Here is a 13,517-nt window from a genome sequence, read left to right as displayed (position 1 = left end):
AATCCCGATTTATAGCGCTATAAATCGGGATTTTTTGTTATCACTATTATTTCACAGAGATTGTTTCAAAAGCTTATTTTGCCAATAAATTGCTAAGTTCCTTGTTAGCAAGATAGCTATCCATTGTTGAACGTAATAATTTATAAAGTAAAATTGAACCGTCAATTTCTTCTTTGCGGTTGGTTAAACTTTCAATGTTCAAACCAAGTGGCAAGTTATACGGTAATATTGCATCTAAAATCTGCGTTAAACTATTACTGCAAATGCGAATAGATTCAAACAATGGGTTATCTGCATTGAGTATGCGCAAGCTAGTAGCTTCAGGTACGCTTACGCCTAACCAGTCAATAAATTCTAAGGTTTTTTCACTACCACAAGGTGAGAAGGTTAATATAATTCGTTGTGGTTTAATGTTCTGTTTTTGACACTCAATAGCATAGCGCGTTAATTGATCGATCGTCGCTTGTGGATTGTAAATAGCTTGCGAAATAAAGAAGTTACACCCTTGTTGATGCTTTTCAATTAAACGCAGATGTTCGTTACCTTTTCTCGCATGTCGCTCTGCGATGGTGACGCCACCAATAAAAAAGTTATTGTTATTATCAACCAAGGTTTTATAAGCATCAGCCAAAGGTAAACTGATAGAATTTTTGGTTGAAGGGCTGCCCACTAAAACGATATCGCGTACGCCAAATTCTTGCCACGCTTCATTGGCCCATTGGTCAAAATCGTCGCCGTTAGACTGAACCACGCTTTTATAGGTGATCACCGGACGAGATGACTTTTTATTTAATAACGACGAATACAGTCGCGGGTCGTGGGTGGTTTTAAAAGGAAAGGGTCTAGGTTTGCTTGTTCTAGAGTTTTCATCTTGAATATCGTAAACAATTAATCCGTCAAAATCGATGTCGCTCACTCGCTCTAAAAGTTTTTCGGCGATAGTTTCAACTTGCTCGATTGGCGTATCGCTTTTCGGAGGCGTAGTGCCAATGAAGTATACACCGCGGTTAATGTCGTTATATCGTATTCTTAGTTCTGATTCGTTATTCAAAATGATGACTTCTTGTTAGTAGCTGAGTTAAGTAAGTGATTTTTAATTTTAGACGTTTAGCCGTCTATATGATGATGCGAGCACAAATTAAAGTCAACTAACAATTCCTTCTTTCTTGTGCTTTCACGCTATATGATATTCTAACCTTGCACGATGTCAGTGAAATACAGCAAAACACTACTCTATTTGAATGGTTAATCTTGATGATTTTTGCTTAATTTTATTGAGCTGTTTTTCAATGGTTTTGGCAGTAAAAGGTTTAACAATAAAGCCGGTAACTTTTGAAGCGATGATTGATTGGATTTTTTCTTTACTTGCTTCGCATGAAATCATTAATACTGGAAGTCGTGCGAGCTTGGCGTGATTGCGGACACGCTCTAATAGTTGGTGTCCGTCTAATTTTGGCATATGAAAATCGGTAATGAGTACGTCGTAGCGCTTTTTTTGGAGCATCTCAAATGCTTGAATGCCGTCAATCGCTTCGTCGATATCGGTGTAGTCCAAACTGCGCAGAATATGTATGAGCACATGCCTCATTGAGATCATGTCGTCTGCAACGAGTATTTTCATTTTCCAAATCCTTTTGTTTTATTTGTCTAATTAACTATAAATATAGAGTAATTATTGAGTTAACAGCAAATGCATGTGCGATAAACACTAAATAAATTGTTTATGTAAATAAATAGCGTTAGTCTAACTCAGTGTCGCTATTGCCCTAAGTTAAGGCTGGCGTTTGAAGAACTAACGATCTTTGGTGGAGAAGTTATATGGAACATAAAGAGTTAACCACAGTGACGATAATTTTTTATGACAATGGTTCGTTAGAGCTTAAACATGAAATTAAAGACTATCCCAAAAATGGCGCTGGACGCATTATAATCCCTGCTGAATTTAAAGAAGATAAGTCGATTATTGCTGTTTGCTTAGGTGAAGTGACAATTATCAATAAAGTTGGCGACCGAGTGATCGCCGTTGATGTTGCCGAAGAATAACAAGTTAACTAAACAAATCTGCTAATTCATACAACTCAAAAGCGCCATTATTATGATGGCTAATGCTGACCATTTTTCTCGCCACTTTATCACCGCTAATCGGTTGATATTTATTAAGCCCCGGCATTAACGTTAACATTGTAAGTAATGGCGCAGCTAAAGACTCCCCTAATCGAAAGTTCTTTCTTATTCCTGTTAACAGTGACGGGCGAAAAATACTCACTCTTGCAAAAGAGAGCTTAGCAATTTTATCTTCCAACTCACCTTTCATCTGCAAATATTGATTTCGGCTATTACTGTTAGCGCCATTTGACGAAACTAGCAGGTAGTGATGAACACCATTTTCCGCGGCCAATTTAGCGGCTTGATATTGATAGTCTACGTCTATAACTCGTTGTTTTTCTCGGCTGCCGGCAACTTTTTTAGTGGTGCCTAAACATGAAAAAAGCATATCGCCCATAAGGCTTGCTGAATGTTGAGTTAGGTTTTCAAAATCGACGACATGATTATCAACTTTGTTATGGTGAAAGCTTGCCGGTGAACGGGTGATCGCAATCACTTTTTTAATATGTTTTGCCTGTGAAAGCTGCTCAACTACTGCGCGGCCAACTAAGCCTGTTGCGCCAATAACAATGGCAACCTTGCCTGCTTGTTCTATCATTATTTGCTCTTTTGCGTGAAAAAGGGGGCTTGTCTTGAACCATGAGCTAATGTATCAAAATAACTTGGTTAAGTTCGGTTTACTTTGTTATGGATAGGTACAATAAATATAATGAATAACCACAAGCTCGCATGCTATATTACGCTCAATTATTCCTCTTTTTATTGACATAGGTCTCCATTATGCTGTGTGCGGTTTATAAAAGCCTTAAAAAACAACAAACCTACTTGTTTGTTAAAAAACGTGACGATTTTTCTGATGTGCCAGAAGCACTAAAAACTATTTTTGGTACACCTAGTTTGGTGACGATTGTTAATCTCGCCACCAAAGACAAACTTGCCATGGCAGACATTGATAAAGTGAAAGTAAGCCTAGCAAGCGATGGTTATTATTTGCAACTGCCACCTCCTGAAGAAGACATGCTAAAAACCCATAAAGCGCAAATGGATAAATTGGTGAAAAGCAAGGAGCAGCTAGATGAGAAATAAATTGGCGAAAGGCAAGTTACTACTTTGCAGTGGATGTTTATTGGTGAGTGCTCAAGTATTGGCAAAAGATAAAGCGCAAAGCTTTGACCAGTACATCGCAGAAATTAAAACTGAAGCACAGGCAAAAGGTTTTGACGAAAGCTTAATTGAGCAGGCTTTTGCTAAGGTTGAATTTCATCAACGTGCGGTAGTTGCAGACAAAAACCAGCCAGAAAAAGTTGAAACCTTAGATACTTATTTACCTAAACGCGTACCTGATTGGAAAATTAATCGTGCGCGTGAATTGTATAAAAAACATAGCGACTTGCTAACACAAGTTGGCGAAAAGTATGGTGTTCAACCGCGTTTTATTGTTGCTTTATGGGGCTTAGAAACCAATTTTGGCAAGTACATGGGCAACTATAATGTAATTTCTGCACTATCAACCTTAGCTTATGAAGGTCGCCGTGAAGCGTTTTTTAAAAAGCAGTTGTGGGCGGCGCTTGAAATACTTGAACAAGGACATATAAGCGTTGACGATATGAAAGGCTCGTGGGCTGGCGCTATGGGGCAAAACCAGTTTATGCCAACGTCTTTTATCAGCTATGCTGTTGATGGTGATGGCGATGGCAAAAAAGATATTTGGGGCAACCAGGCCGATGTGTTTTCGTCGATGGCGAATTACTTAAAGCAAGAAGGTTGGAGTGATGAGTTAACTTGGGGGCGCCAAGTTAAGCTTCCTGAAGGTTTTGATCTGTCATTGGCTATTCCCAAAAATACCGGTAGTCGAAAAAATTGGTTAGCGGCTTGGTCGCGTACTGAAAAAACTTTAGCTCAGTGGCAAGCATTAGGCGTTCGTCGCGTTGACGGCACAGACTTACCGAATGTTGATATTACTGCGGCACTTGTTTTTCCAGATGATGAAAATGGCCGAGTATATCTTGCGTATGACAACTACAAAAGTTTAATGCATTGGAATTTATCCTACTACTTTGTGAGTTCAGTAGGGCATTTATCTGATCGCATTAAGTTTCCACCGATAAAGTAATTAACACATGACAAAAAGTTCACCAGCGCCGTTTTGGCAAACAAAATCATTAGCAGAAATGACACGCCCAGAGTGGGAGTCGCTTTGCGACGGTTGTGCTAAGTGTTGTTTGCATAAGTTTATTGATGATGAAAGCACACGTGATGACGAAGACTTATTGCCAACAGATCATTTAAAAGAAGGTGAGCAGGTCGTTTATTCTAATATAGTTTGCTCACTACTAAATGATAAAACGTGTCAGTGTACGCAATATCAAAAACGTACTAAATTGGTGCCTGATTGTGTGCAGCTAACTCAGAAAAATTTAGACGACGTGTTTTTTATGCCGCCAAGTTGTACTTACCGCCGTTTGCAAGAAGGTAAGGGCATTCCTTCGTGGCATCCGCTGCTGCATAAAGGAAAAAAATCAGCCATGCATAAAGCGGGTATGTCGGTGCGCGGCAAAGTGATTAAAGACGATGATGTTGACTTGGAAGACTTTGAAGATCACATTGTTGTTTGGCCGTTAAATGAAATTGATTAAACCAAGCTCAGGTTAATTAAAGCTAAGGTTTATCAAAGTTAGTCAAAGTTAAGCCCGGTTTAAATACCTAAATACTGAAAGCGCCCAAAATAATCCCGGTTATTTTGGGCGTTTTTTCTTTTAGTAAAGCAAGTGCAGGTTTATTTACTCAGACATAGCAAATTGTCGCTGTTGAACTATAGTCAATTGATAATCACTAACGACTGCAGAGGCTACAATGTCAGATCATCACACCTACAAAAAACTCGAATTAGTTGGCTCTTCAAAAACCAGTATTGAAGATGCTATTCAAAATGCAATTACCGAATGTGGTAAAACCATTAAGCACATGGATTGGTTTGAAGTGACCGAAACGCGCGGCCATATTGTTGACGGCAAAGTTGGCCACTTTCAAGTGACCTTAAAAATAGGCTTTCGACTGGCAGGCAGTTAATAAACATTAATTCGAGCGCATTAGTTTAAGTGTCTAAGAGATTAAGGGATTAAAGGTTTAAGCGTTTTATTGTAATGCTGGCCGTTATCAACATAGTGCTCGGCAGATTGTTTGAACATGGCAAATGCTTTGTCATCGAGTGTCTTAACAATTTTTGCTGGTGAACCGAGTACAAGGTGACCATCGGGCACTACCATATTTTCAGTAACTAAAGCATTGGCACCGATCAAACAGTTTTTACCTATTTGTGCACCGTTAAGAATGACAGCGTTCATGCCAATTAAACTGTTATCACCAACAGTACAGCCGTGAAGCATGGCTTTATGACCTACAGTAACGCCTTCGCCTAACGATAATGGGAAGCCTTGGTCAACATGTAATATGCTGCCATCTTGAATATTGGTATCTTTGCCAACGGTGACTTTATCCATATCCGCTCTAATTACAACATTAAACCAAATACTTACATTTTCAGCGATTTCAATGTTGCCTATCAAGGTAGCATTTGGAGCAATAAAGCAATTTTCGGCAAGGTTAGGTTTTAAAGTATCTAATTGGTAAATCATTATTTTATTCCTGTAAATCAATGGATTGAAATATAGTGTTTGCTTTATTTATAACGGAAAACGTATAGCAAGCGTTCGACTATTTTTTTCTTTTATGATCTTTATTATTAAATATTCCATTTCTATTTAAGTTAGATGTGTAAAAATCATGCTATTAGTGTTAAAACAGTTGTTTAATAATTACACTGATTCAATAAAAAAAATAGTTAAATTAAAAACATAATACGCAAAAACAACAAAGGGGTGTTAAGTCAGTCTTAACATTCTTCAATTACTTTAATTAAGGGTAACTTATGATTATTGGTATTCCTAAGGAGTCATTGTCGGGGGAAAATCGTGTTTCCGGCTCTCCGTCTTCAGTGAGTGCGTTAATTAAATTAGGCTTTGAAGTACAAGTGCAAAAAGGTGCGGGTATCAAAGCAAGTTTTACTGACGAAGAATTTGTACAAGCAGGCGCTACTATTGTGGCTAAAAAAGCTTGTTGGCATTCAGATATTATTTTTAAGGTAAATGCGCCAACATTAGAAGAAGCGGAACAAATGAAAGACGCTTCTTATCTTGTAAGTTTTATCGCGCCCGCGCAAAGCCCTGAATTATTAGAACTCTTGCGCACTAAGTCGATTACCACGCTTGCCATGGAAATGGTGCCGCGCATGACGCGTTCTCAGTCAATGGACGCGTTAAGCTCAATGGCAAATATTGCTGGCTATCGTGCGGTTATTGAAGCGACTCATCATTTTGGCCGATTCTTAACTGGGCAAATTACCGCCGCAGGTAAAATGCCGCCAGCGAAAGTGATGATCATTGGTGCCGGTGTTGCAGGTCTAGCGGCTATCGGCACTGCTGGTAGTTTAGGTGCTATTGTTCGCGCTTTTGATACACGCCCTGAAGTGAAAGAGCAAATCGAAAGTATGGGCGCTGAATTTCTTGAGCTAGATTACGAAGAGCCTGAAGATACCGGCTCTGGTGATGGTTACGCAAAAGAAATGAGTAAAGCTTTTATCGATGCAGAAATGGCGCTTTTTGCAGAGCAAGCTAAAGATGTCGACATTATTATCACCACAGCAATGATCCCAGGCAAACCAGCGCCAAAATTGATCACCGAAGAAATGGTGCGCTCAATGAAGTCGGGTTCGGTTATTGTTGATTTGGCTGCCGCAGGTGGCGGTAACTGTGAACTAACTGTTGCCGGTAAAGTTAACAATGTTGAAGGTGTTAAAATTATTGGCTACACCGATTTAGTCTCTCGTTTACCAAATCAGTCATCGCAGCTTTACTCAAATAATTTAGTGAATTTAACCAAGTTATTATGTAAAGAAAAAGATGGCACGTTAACCATCGATTTTGACGATCAAGTCGTTCGCAACATGACGGTAGTGAAAGACGATGAAGTCACTTTCCCACCGCCACCAATTCAAGTTAGTGCCGCCCCAGCTGCGCCAAAAGTTGCTGCCGTTGAACCGGTAAAAACGGAAGAAGAGCCTAAGAGTCAAAAGAAAAAACATATTGCGATGGGTGTTGGCGCCTTATTATTTGGCTGGGTTGCAAGCGTTGCCCCGGCAGATTTTCTTCAACATTTTACCGTTTTTGTCTTGTCATGTGTCATTGGCTACTACGTAGTATGGAACGTAAGTCACTCGCTTCATACACCATTAATGAGCGTAACTAATGCTATTTCAGGCATTATCATTGTTGGCGCCTTGCTGCAAATAGGCAGCGACGATCTCGTGATACAAGTGCTCGCTGCAATTGCAGTGTTAATTGCAACCATTAATATCGTTGGTGGCTTTGTTGTTACCAATCGCATGTTAAAAATGTTTAGAAAATAAGGAGTACTTTGATGGCGTTTTCTACAGGATTTATCAGTGCGGCCTACGTGGTTGCGGCACTACTTTTCATCTTTAGTCTATCAGGGTTAAGTCAGCAAAAAACAGCTGAAAATGGTAACTGGTACGGCATTGCGGGTATGACCATAGCGTTAGTCGCAACTATCTTAAACCCAGACGTTTCAAACATCGCAATCATCATCATTATGATGTTAATTGGTGGTTTTATTGGTTTGCATTTAGCCAAAAAAGTTGAAATGACTGAAATGCCTGAGTTAGTGGCAATTTTGCACAGTTTTGTTGGTTTAGCTGCGGTACTTGTTGGTTTCAACAGTTACTTTAAAATGACACCAGATACCTTGCATACCACTGCCCATAACATTCATTTAGTTGAAGTTTTCTTGGGTGTATTTATCGGTGCGGTAACCTTTACGGGTTCAATCGTTGCCTTTGCGAAATTACGTGGTTTAATTAGTTCGTCAGCATTAATGTTGCCACATCGTCATAAAATGAACTTAACGGCAGGTGTCTTTTCTTTCATGTTAATGGTGAGCTTTGTTGAACATGGCGGCCTAGAAACTTGGCAGTTGTATCTAATGACGACCATCGCGTTAGTCTTTGGTTGGCATTTAGTGGCATCGATTGGTGGTGCCGACATGCCTGTTGTGGTTTCAATGTTAAATTCATATTCTGGTTGGGCAGCAGCCGCAGCGGGTTTCATGTTAAGCAATGACTTATTAATTGTTACCGGTGCGTTAGTGGGTTCGTCAGGGGCGATTTTATCTTACATTATGTGTAAAGCGATGAACCGCTCATTTATTAGTGTTATCGCCGGTGGTTTTGGTACCGATGTTGTTGTTGATTCTGATGTTGATTACGGCGAGCATGTTGAAACTAACGCAGAAGCGGTAGCTGATATGCTTAAAGGCGCCAAGTCGGTGATCATCACTCCAGGTTACGGTATGGCAGTTGCTCAAGCGCAATATCCAGTATACGAAATGACCCAAGCATTAAAAGACAAGGGTGTTAACGTACGATTTGGTATTCACCCTGTGGCAGGGCGTTTACCGGGGCATATGAACGTACTTTTAGCTGAAGCTAAAGTGCCGTATGACATCGTATTGGGTATGGAAGAAATTAATGATGATTTTGCTGAAACTGATGTGGTATTAGTTATTGGTGCCAACGACACGGTTAATCCAGCAGCCGCTGAAGATCCAACAAGCCCGATTGCGGGTATGCCAGTACTTGAAGTGTGGAATGCAAAAAATGTAATTGTATTTAAGCGCTCTATGAACACAGGTTATGCCGGTGTGCAAAATCCGTTATTCTTTAAAGACAATAGCCAAATGTTATTTGGTGATGCTAAAGAGTCGGTAGAAAAAATTTATAAAGCACTTTAATGCGTTTTTAAGATAAATTTTGTTTTATTAAAAGCTTCCAAGAGGAAGCTTTTTTTATGGGCGCTGATGACAAAATCCTACTTTTGTTGTGATTTACTACGATATAATGTGGCAACTTTTATGATGAGATAAAGCTTATGTTCGACAAAACAATCGTAGACAATTTTTTAGCTGACGTTAAACCTAGTCAAACGTTATGGGCGCTGCAAGACAAAACAAGTGAAGATTGGGTGGTATTAGACTCGATTAATTTTGAAAATAGTGAGGTTATGCCGTTATGGTCTAGTGCTGAACTTGCACAGCAGCATTGTGTAGATGAATGGAAGAATTATCAACCAAGTGAAATTTCATTAGCAGAATGGTTTGAGTTTTGGCTTGAAGATTTAAATGAAGATAACGTGATTGTTGGTATTAATTGGCAAGAAGATGATAACTGCGTTGAAATGGAATTGTCTGACTTTAGCCAAGCATTAGCGGCAATTGAATCACTTAAATAATTATTCACCAAAGGCAGTGAAGCTAACCATTATTCGCCGCTTATATTGTTGATTGTATTGTTGCTAATAAACAGCTGCAGATGCGGCTGTTTTTTTTGGTAGCTATTAAAACGAGGCAATAAATACGGGTTGAGTACTTCGGTTTGCTGGCGTTGATTGGCAATGGTGAACTGGTTTTTTAGATAAAATGGGCTTAATGACGTGTTGGCAAAACAAATCATTGATGGGGTTTGCTCAAGAGCATGTTTAATTAGCTTACTTGCCAAGCCTTGATGATAAAACGCTTTATTGGTAACAAGGGCATGAAGCAGGGCATGCGGGTTATCTGGATGGATATTAGAGATAATGACCGAGGCGACAATTTCTTGTTGATGCCATATCACATAGCACTTGTCGTAGCCGATAAAGCGGGCTGAATAATGTTGCTGGCGATAAAACCGTAACACCGTTTTTTTGTCGCTTTTATCAATACTAGTTAGTGTGAATTTGCTCAATTTAGGGCACTTCTTTTGTTGAGAATAAAAAGCCAAGCGTTAGCTTGGCTTTCCCGTTTTTATATAGCTTACAACCGTAGCCTAAACGCTGGCAGTAGCATTGACAATAAGCTAAGGATTAAACGCGCAACGCCTTTTCACCACGGGCAATACCAACACAGCCTGAACGCACTACTTCAACAATTTCAGTTTCATAAGAAAGTGTTTTAATACAGGCGTTGATTTTATCGGTGTCGCCGGTGAGCTCAATGGTATAAATTTGTTTACCAATATCAATAATTGCACCACGGAAAATATCGGTAATACGTTTCACTTCGGTGCGAGACTTGTCATTCATCGCAAGCACTTTAATTAATACCAATTCACGCTCAACATGAGCACGCTCGGTTAAGTCAGTAATTTTTATTACATCGATCAGCTTGTTAACCTGTTTAACGATTTGCTCAAGAACTTTGTCATCGCCTTTGGTCGCGATGGTAATACGTGACAAGCTTGGGTCGTCGGTGGGTGCTACGGTTAAACTTTCAATGTTAAAGGCTCGCTGTGAAAACAAACCAACAATGCGTGATAAAGAACCAGGTTCATTTTCTAATAAAATTGCTAAGATACGGCGCATTATGCTTTCTCCCCTTTTTTAACCCACATTTCATCAACCGCTCCATGGCGAATTTGCATTGGATATACATGTTCGAGTTCGTCAACTAATACATCAACAAAAACCAAACGGTCTTTCATGGCAAACGCTTGTTCAAGTTTAGGCGTTAGCTCTTCTTGGGTATTTATTTGAATGCCAACGTGCCCGTACGATTCAGCTAATTTAACAAAGTCGGGTAGCGACTCCATATAAGAAGATGAATGACGGCCACCGTAAATCATATCTTGCCATTGGCGTACCATGCCAAGTGAGCGATTGTTTAATGAAATAATTTTTACCGGAATGCCATATTGCATGCAGGTTGATAACTCTTGAATATTCATTTGAATCGAGCCATCGCCAGTAATACAGATAACATGGCTATCAGGAAAGGCCATTTTTACGCCCATTGCCGCAGGAAAACCAAAGCCCATGGTGCCTAATCCGCCTGAATTAATCCACTGACGAGGTTTCGCAAATGGGTAGTACTGCGCCGCAAACATTTGATGCTGTCCTACGTCTGAACAGACATAAGCTTCGCCATCGGTTATTTGATACATGGCTTCAACAACTTGCTGAGGTTTAATTTTCGCGCCCGGTGCTGGCAATTCATAGCTAACACTGTTTACACTGCGCCATTGTTCAATTTGCTGCCACCACTGACTTAATGCTTGTTCATCTTTTTGATACCCGCTTTCTTTTAGCTCCGCTAATAATTGTTCAATAACGGTATCTACTAAGCCAACAACGGGTACATGAGCATTAATGGTTTTAGAAATAGAGGTTGGGTCAATATCAACGTGAATAATCGTTGCATTCGGGCAGAATTTTTTCACATTGTTCGTTACTCTATCGTCGAAGCGAGCACCTAGGGCAAGAATAACATCAGCATTAGCCATACTTTTGTTTGCTTCTAAGCTGCCATGCATACCCAACATGCCGATAAAGTTTGGATGCGTGCCTGAAATTCCGCCTAAGCCCATTAAGGTATTGGTGATTGGCGCGCCTAAGGTTTCAACGAGTTCAGTTAATAACTCTGCAGCATTGGCAAGTACAATGCCGCCACCAGAATATACAACTAAACGTTTCGCTTCAGAAATGGTTTTAACGGCTTTGCGAATTTGCTTCGGGTGACCCTTAACTGTTGGATTATACGAGCGCATTTGCACGTCTAAATCGATACTGTATTCACCTTTATTGTCAGGAATTAATAAGTCTTTTGGCAACTCAACAACAACTGGGCCTGGGCGACCTGTTTTGGCAATATAAGCCGCTTTGGCAATAATATTAGGAATATCTTCTAATTTTCGGCAATTAAAACTGTGTTTAACAATAGGGCGCGAACAACCAACAATATCGGTTTCTTGGAAAGCATCATCACCAATTAACCCCGTAGGTACTTGGCCAGATAACACCACCATAGGAATCGAGTCCATATAGGCAGTAGCAATACCAGTAATACAGTTAGTAGCACCTGGGCCAGATGTGGCTAGAACATAACCGACTTCACCTGTCGCACGAGCATAACCGTCAGCCATATGCGTTGCTGCTTGCTCATGACGAACTAAGACATGTTTTACATCGTCTTGCTGAAAGAGTGCATCGTAAATATCTAATACCGTGCCACCGGGATAACCAAATAAATATTTTACCTCTAACGCTGACAAGGCTTTTACTACCATTTCAGCGCCAGTATATAACTGAGTTGTCATATTATTGCCCTTTTAATTTATGTTGCCAAAAATATAAAAAAACCTCCGGTCTATACAGAGCGGAGGTTTTTTGTTGTTCGTTTACTTGTTATTTCGACACAACATCAACTCCGCGATGGTTTTACAACCACTACGACAGAGAGCAAGACATTGAGTACTAGAGTTAAAGCCATGGCTTATGCGATTCAACAAGTTAAATAATGACCCTATTTTTAAGGGGAATGACGGTGGTGTCAACTAGAAAATACAAATAATGACTATTTGTTTGAAATATAATTGGTTAAAGAATATTGACATGGTCTTTGTTTATTTATGAATTTATCCATTTGTGCCGAGTTACAATAAATCGAGTGGAACTTTAAAGATTATTTTTTGTCGATATTAATTCATAAATCATCATGTTAGTATGCGTTTACTCAATATTTCGAATGAACGAGATAACGATTAGTTACAGAATGTTATGGCTAAGCCATATATTGTGTCATTACTCGCTTTTATTAAAAGAAACGGAAGGCAGTCATGTATAAATTTAAATTATTTTTAGTGTCAATGTTGGTAGTAGTCGTTTCAGGCTGTGCATCAAGTTCAATGGCGAAAGTTGATTTTGATATTAATCCTGAAGTGGATATGAGTACTTACAAAACATTTGCTTGGATGAAAGAAAGCAAAATCTTGGTCATGTCAGAAGATCTTAATCCTGTGATGAAGGTGAGAATCGATAAAGAAATTGAAAACGCGTTCATTGCTAAAGGCTATCAATTAAGCGAAGACCCTGAAAGCGCAGATTTTGTTATTTCATATACTGTTGGCAGTCGCGACAAGATTAAAGTTGACTCTTACCCAGCATCTTATCACGGTGGTTTTGGTTGGGGACGTCGCTATCACGGCATGCATTATGGTATGTCTATGGGCACCGAAACTCGCGTACGTAACTATACCGAAGGTAAGTTGGCTTTAGATATTTATGATGTCAAAACTCATCAGCCAGCGTGGCATGGTTCAGCGACTAAACGCATCACCACAAGTGATAAAGAAAATTATGAATTAACGATAACAACTATCGTTAATCAGGTAATTGACCAAATTAAATAATTAGCCGAAATTATTTTATAATTTTAGTAGTTTAAAACACGACTTAGGTCGTGTTTTTTTATGGGCAGATATTAACTATGCGGCTATTTTAAAAGGGCAAAAGTGAAATTAATTTCCA

The 13,517-nt window shown here is 39.5% G+C and carries 16 protein-coding genes; 9 read left to right on the top strand and 7 right to left on the bottom strand.

The features are described 5' to 3' along the window. Positions 1-73 precede the first annotated feature (73 nt). Both ACRRSQ_RS08785 and ACRRSQ_RS08780 read right to left on the bottom strand, forming a co-directional pair. Entirely contained in the window at positions 74-1,051 is a 978-nt protein-coding gene (locus ACRRSQ_RS08785; RefSeq protein ID WP_440875362.1) for a hypothetical protein, read from the bottom strand. 177 nt (positions 1,052-1,228) lie between these two features. After that, the gene (locus ACRRSQ_RS08780) at positions 1,229-1,621 is read right to left on the bottom strand and encodes a response regulator (RefSeq protein ID WP_440875361.1); all 393 of its coding nucleotides are present in this window, start codon (positions 1,619-1,621) and stop codon (positions 1,229-1,231) included. Positions 1,622-1,818: 197 nt separating this feature from the next. On the opposite strand from ACRRSQ_RS08780, the gene ACRRSQ_RS08775 reads away from it, so the two are divergent. Then, positions 1,819-2,043 (top strand): TIGR02922 family protein, encoded by a 225-nt coding sequence (locus ACRRSQ_RS08775; RefSeq protein ID WP_440875360.1) that lies wholly within the window; start codon positions 1,819-1,821, stop codon positions 2,041-2,043. Positions 2,044-2,047: 4 nt separating this feature from the next. Here ACRRSQ_RS08775 and ACRRSQ_RS08770 read toward each other — a convergent pair whose 3' ends face one another. Next, the gene (locus tag ACRRSQ_RS08770) at positions 2,048-2,704 is read right to left on the bottom strand and encodes an NAD(P)H-binding protein (RefSeq protein WP_440875359.1); all 657 of its coding nucleotides are present in this window, start codon (positions 2,702-2,704) and stop codon (positions 2,048-2,050) included. Positions 2,705-2,886: 182 nt separating this feature from the next. Between ACRRSQ_RS08770 and ACRRSQ_RS08765 the strand changes: the two genes are divergently transcribed. The 4 genes from ACRRSQ_RS08765 (at position 2,887) to ACRRSQ_RS08750 (ending at position 5,175) form a co-directional block, all read left to right on the top strand. Beyond that, positions 2,887-3,192: a YcgL domain-containing protein gene (locus ACRRSQ_RS08765; protein ID WP_440875358.1), complete on the top strand. Its 306-nt coding sequence runs from the start codon at positions 2,887-2,889 to the stop codon at positions 3,190-3,192. After that, positions 3,182-4,219 (top strand): lytic murein transglycosylase, encoded by a 1,038-nt coding sequence (locus tag ACRRSQ_RS08760; RefSeq protein ID WP_440875357.1) that lies wholly within the window; start codon positions 3,182-3,184, stop codon positions 4,217-4,219. Before ACRRSQ_RS08765 ends, ACRRSQ_RS08760 begins: the two co-directional genes overlap by 11 nt. Positions 4,220-4,226: 7 nt before the next feature. Further along, complete coding sequence (locus ACRRSQ_RS08755; protein WP_440875356.1) at positions 4,227-4,742, top strand: YcgN family cysteine cluster protein; 516 nt, start codon at positions 4,227-4,229, stop codon at positions 4,740-4,742. 217 nt (positions 4,743-4,959) lie between these two features. Further along, the gene (locus ACRRSQ_RS08750) at positions 4,960-5,175 is read left to right on the top strand and encodes a dodecin (protein ID WP_440875355.1); all 216 of its coding nucleotides are present in this window, start codon (positions 4,960-4,962) and stop codon (positions 5,173-5,175) included. Between the two features lie 41 nt (positions 5,176-5,216). Here ACRRSQ_RS08750 and ACRRSQ_RS08745 read toward each other — a convergent pair whose 3' ends face one another. Further along, complete coding sequence (locus tag ACRRSQ_RS08745) at positions 5,217-5,741, bottom strand: gamma carbonic anhydrase family protein (RefSeq protein WP_440875354.1); 525 nt, start codon at positions 5,739-5,741, stop codon at positions 5,217-5,219. A 293-nt stretch (positions 5,742-6,034) separates the two neighbouring features. Between ACRRSQ_RS08745 and ACRRSQ_RS08740 the strand changes: the two genes are divergently transcribed. From ACRRSQ_RS08740 to ACRRSQ_RS08730, 3 genes are all read left to right on the top strand, one after another. Continuing rightward, a complete protein-coding gene (locus ACRRSQ_RS08740; protein WP_440875353.1) occupies positions 6,035-7,570 on the top strand; it encodes a Re/Si-specific NAD(P)(+) transhydrogenase subunit alpha in 1,536 nt (511 codons plus the stop codon). A gap of 11 nt (positions 7,571-7,581) precedes the next feature. Next, positions 7,582-8,970 carry a Re/Si-specific NAD(P)(+) transhydrogenase subunit beta gene (gene pntB, locus ACRRSQ_RS08735; RefSeq protein ID WP_440875352.1) on the top strand — a complete coding sequence of 463 codons (1,389 nt, stop codon included), beginning with the start codon at positions 7,582-7,584 and terminating at the stop codon, positions 8,968-8,970. A gap of 137 nt (positions 8,971-9,107) precedes the next feature. Next, positions 9,108-9,467: a DUF2750 domain-containing protein gene (locus ACRRSQ_RS08730; RefSeq protein ID WP_440875351.1), complete on the top strand. Its 360-nt coding sequence runs from the start codon at positions 9,108-9,110 to the stop codon at positions 9,465-9,467. 29 nt (positions 9,468-9,496) lie between these two features. On the opposite strand, the gene ACRRSQ_RS08725 is transcribed toward ACRRSQ_RS08730, so the two are convergent. The 3 genes from ACRRSQ_RS08725 to ACRRSQ_RS08715 form a co-directional block, all read right to left on the bottom strand. After that, positions 9,497-9,961, bottom strand: a complete 465-nt coding sequence (locus tag ACRRSQ_RS08725; RefSeq protein ID WP_440875350.1) for a GNAT family N-acetyltransferase — start codon at positions 9,959-9,961, stop codon at positions 9,497-9,499. Between the two features lie 118 nt (positions 9,962-10,079). Next, the gene (gene ilvN / locus ACRRSQ_RS08720; protein WP_440875349.1) at positions 10,080-10,577 is read right to left on the bottom strand and encodes an acetolactate synthase small subunit; all 498 of its coding nucleotides are present in this window, start codon (positions 10,575-10,577) and stop codon (positions 10,080-10,082) included. Beyond that, a complete protein-coding gene (locus tag ACRRSQ_RS08715; RefSeq protein ID WP_440875348.1) occupies positions 10,577-12,307 on the bottom strand; it encodes an acetolactate synthase 3 large subunit in 1,731 nt (576 codons plus the stop codon). Before ACRRSQ_RS08715 ends, ilvN begins: the two co-directional genes overlap by 1 nt. Positions 12,308-12,826: 519 nt before the next feature. Here ACRRSQ_RS08715 and ACRRSQ_RS08710 point away from each other — a divergent pair. Further along, positions 12,827-13,399 (top strand): DUF4136 domain-containing protein, encoded by a 573-nt coding sequence (locus ACRRSQ_RS08710; protein ID WP_440875347.1) that lies wholly within the window; start codon positions 12,827-12,829, stop codon positions 13,397-13,399. The last annotated feature ends 118 nt before the right edge of the window (positions 13,400-13,517 follow it).

The organism is Thalassotalea sp. PLHSN55 (genome assembly GCF_052030545.1).
In the GTDB taxonomy this organism is placed as follows: domain Bacteria; phylum Pseudomonadota; class Gammaproteobacteria; order Enterobacterales; family Alteromonadaceae; genus CANMXU01.
This window is presented reverse-complemented; position numbering and strand designations above follow the sequence as displayed.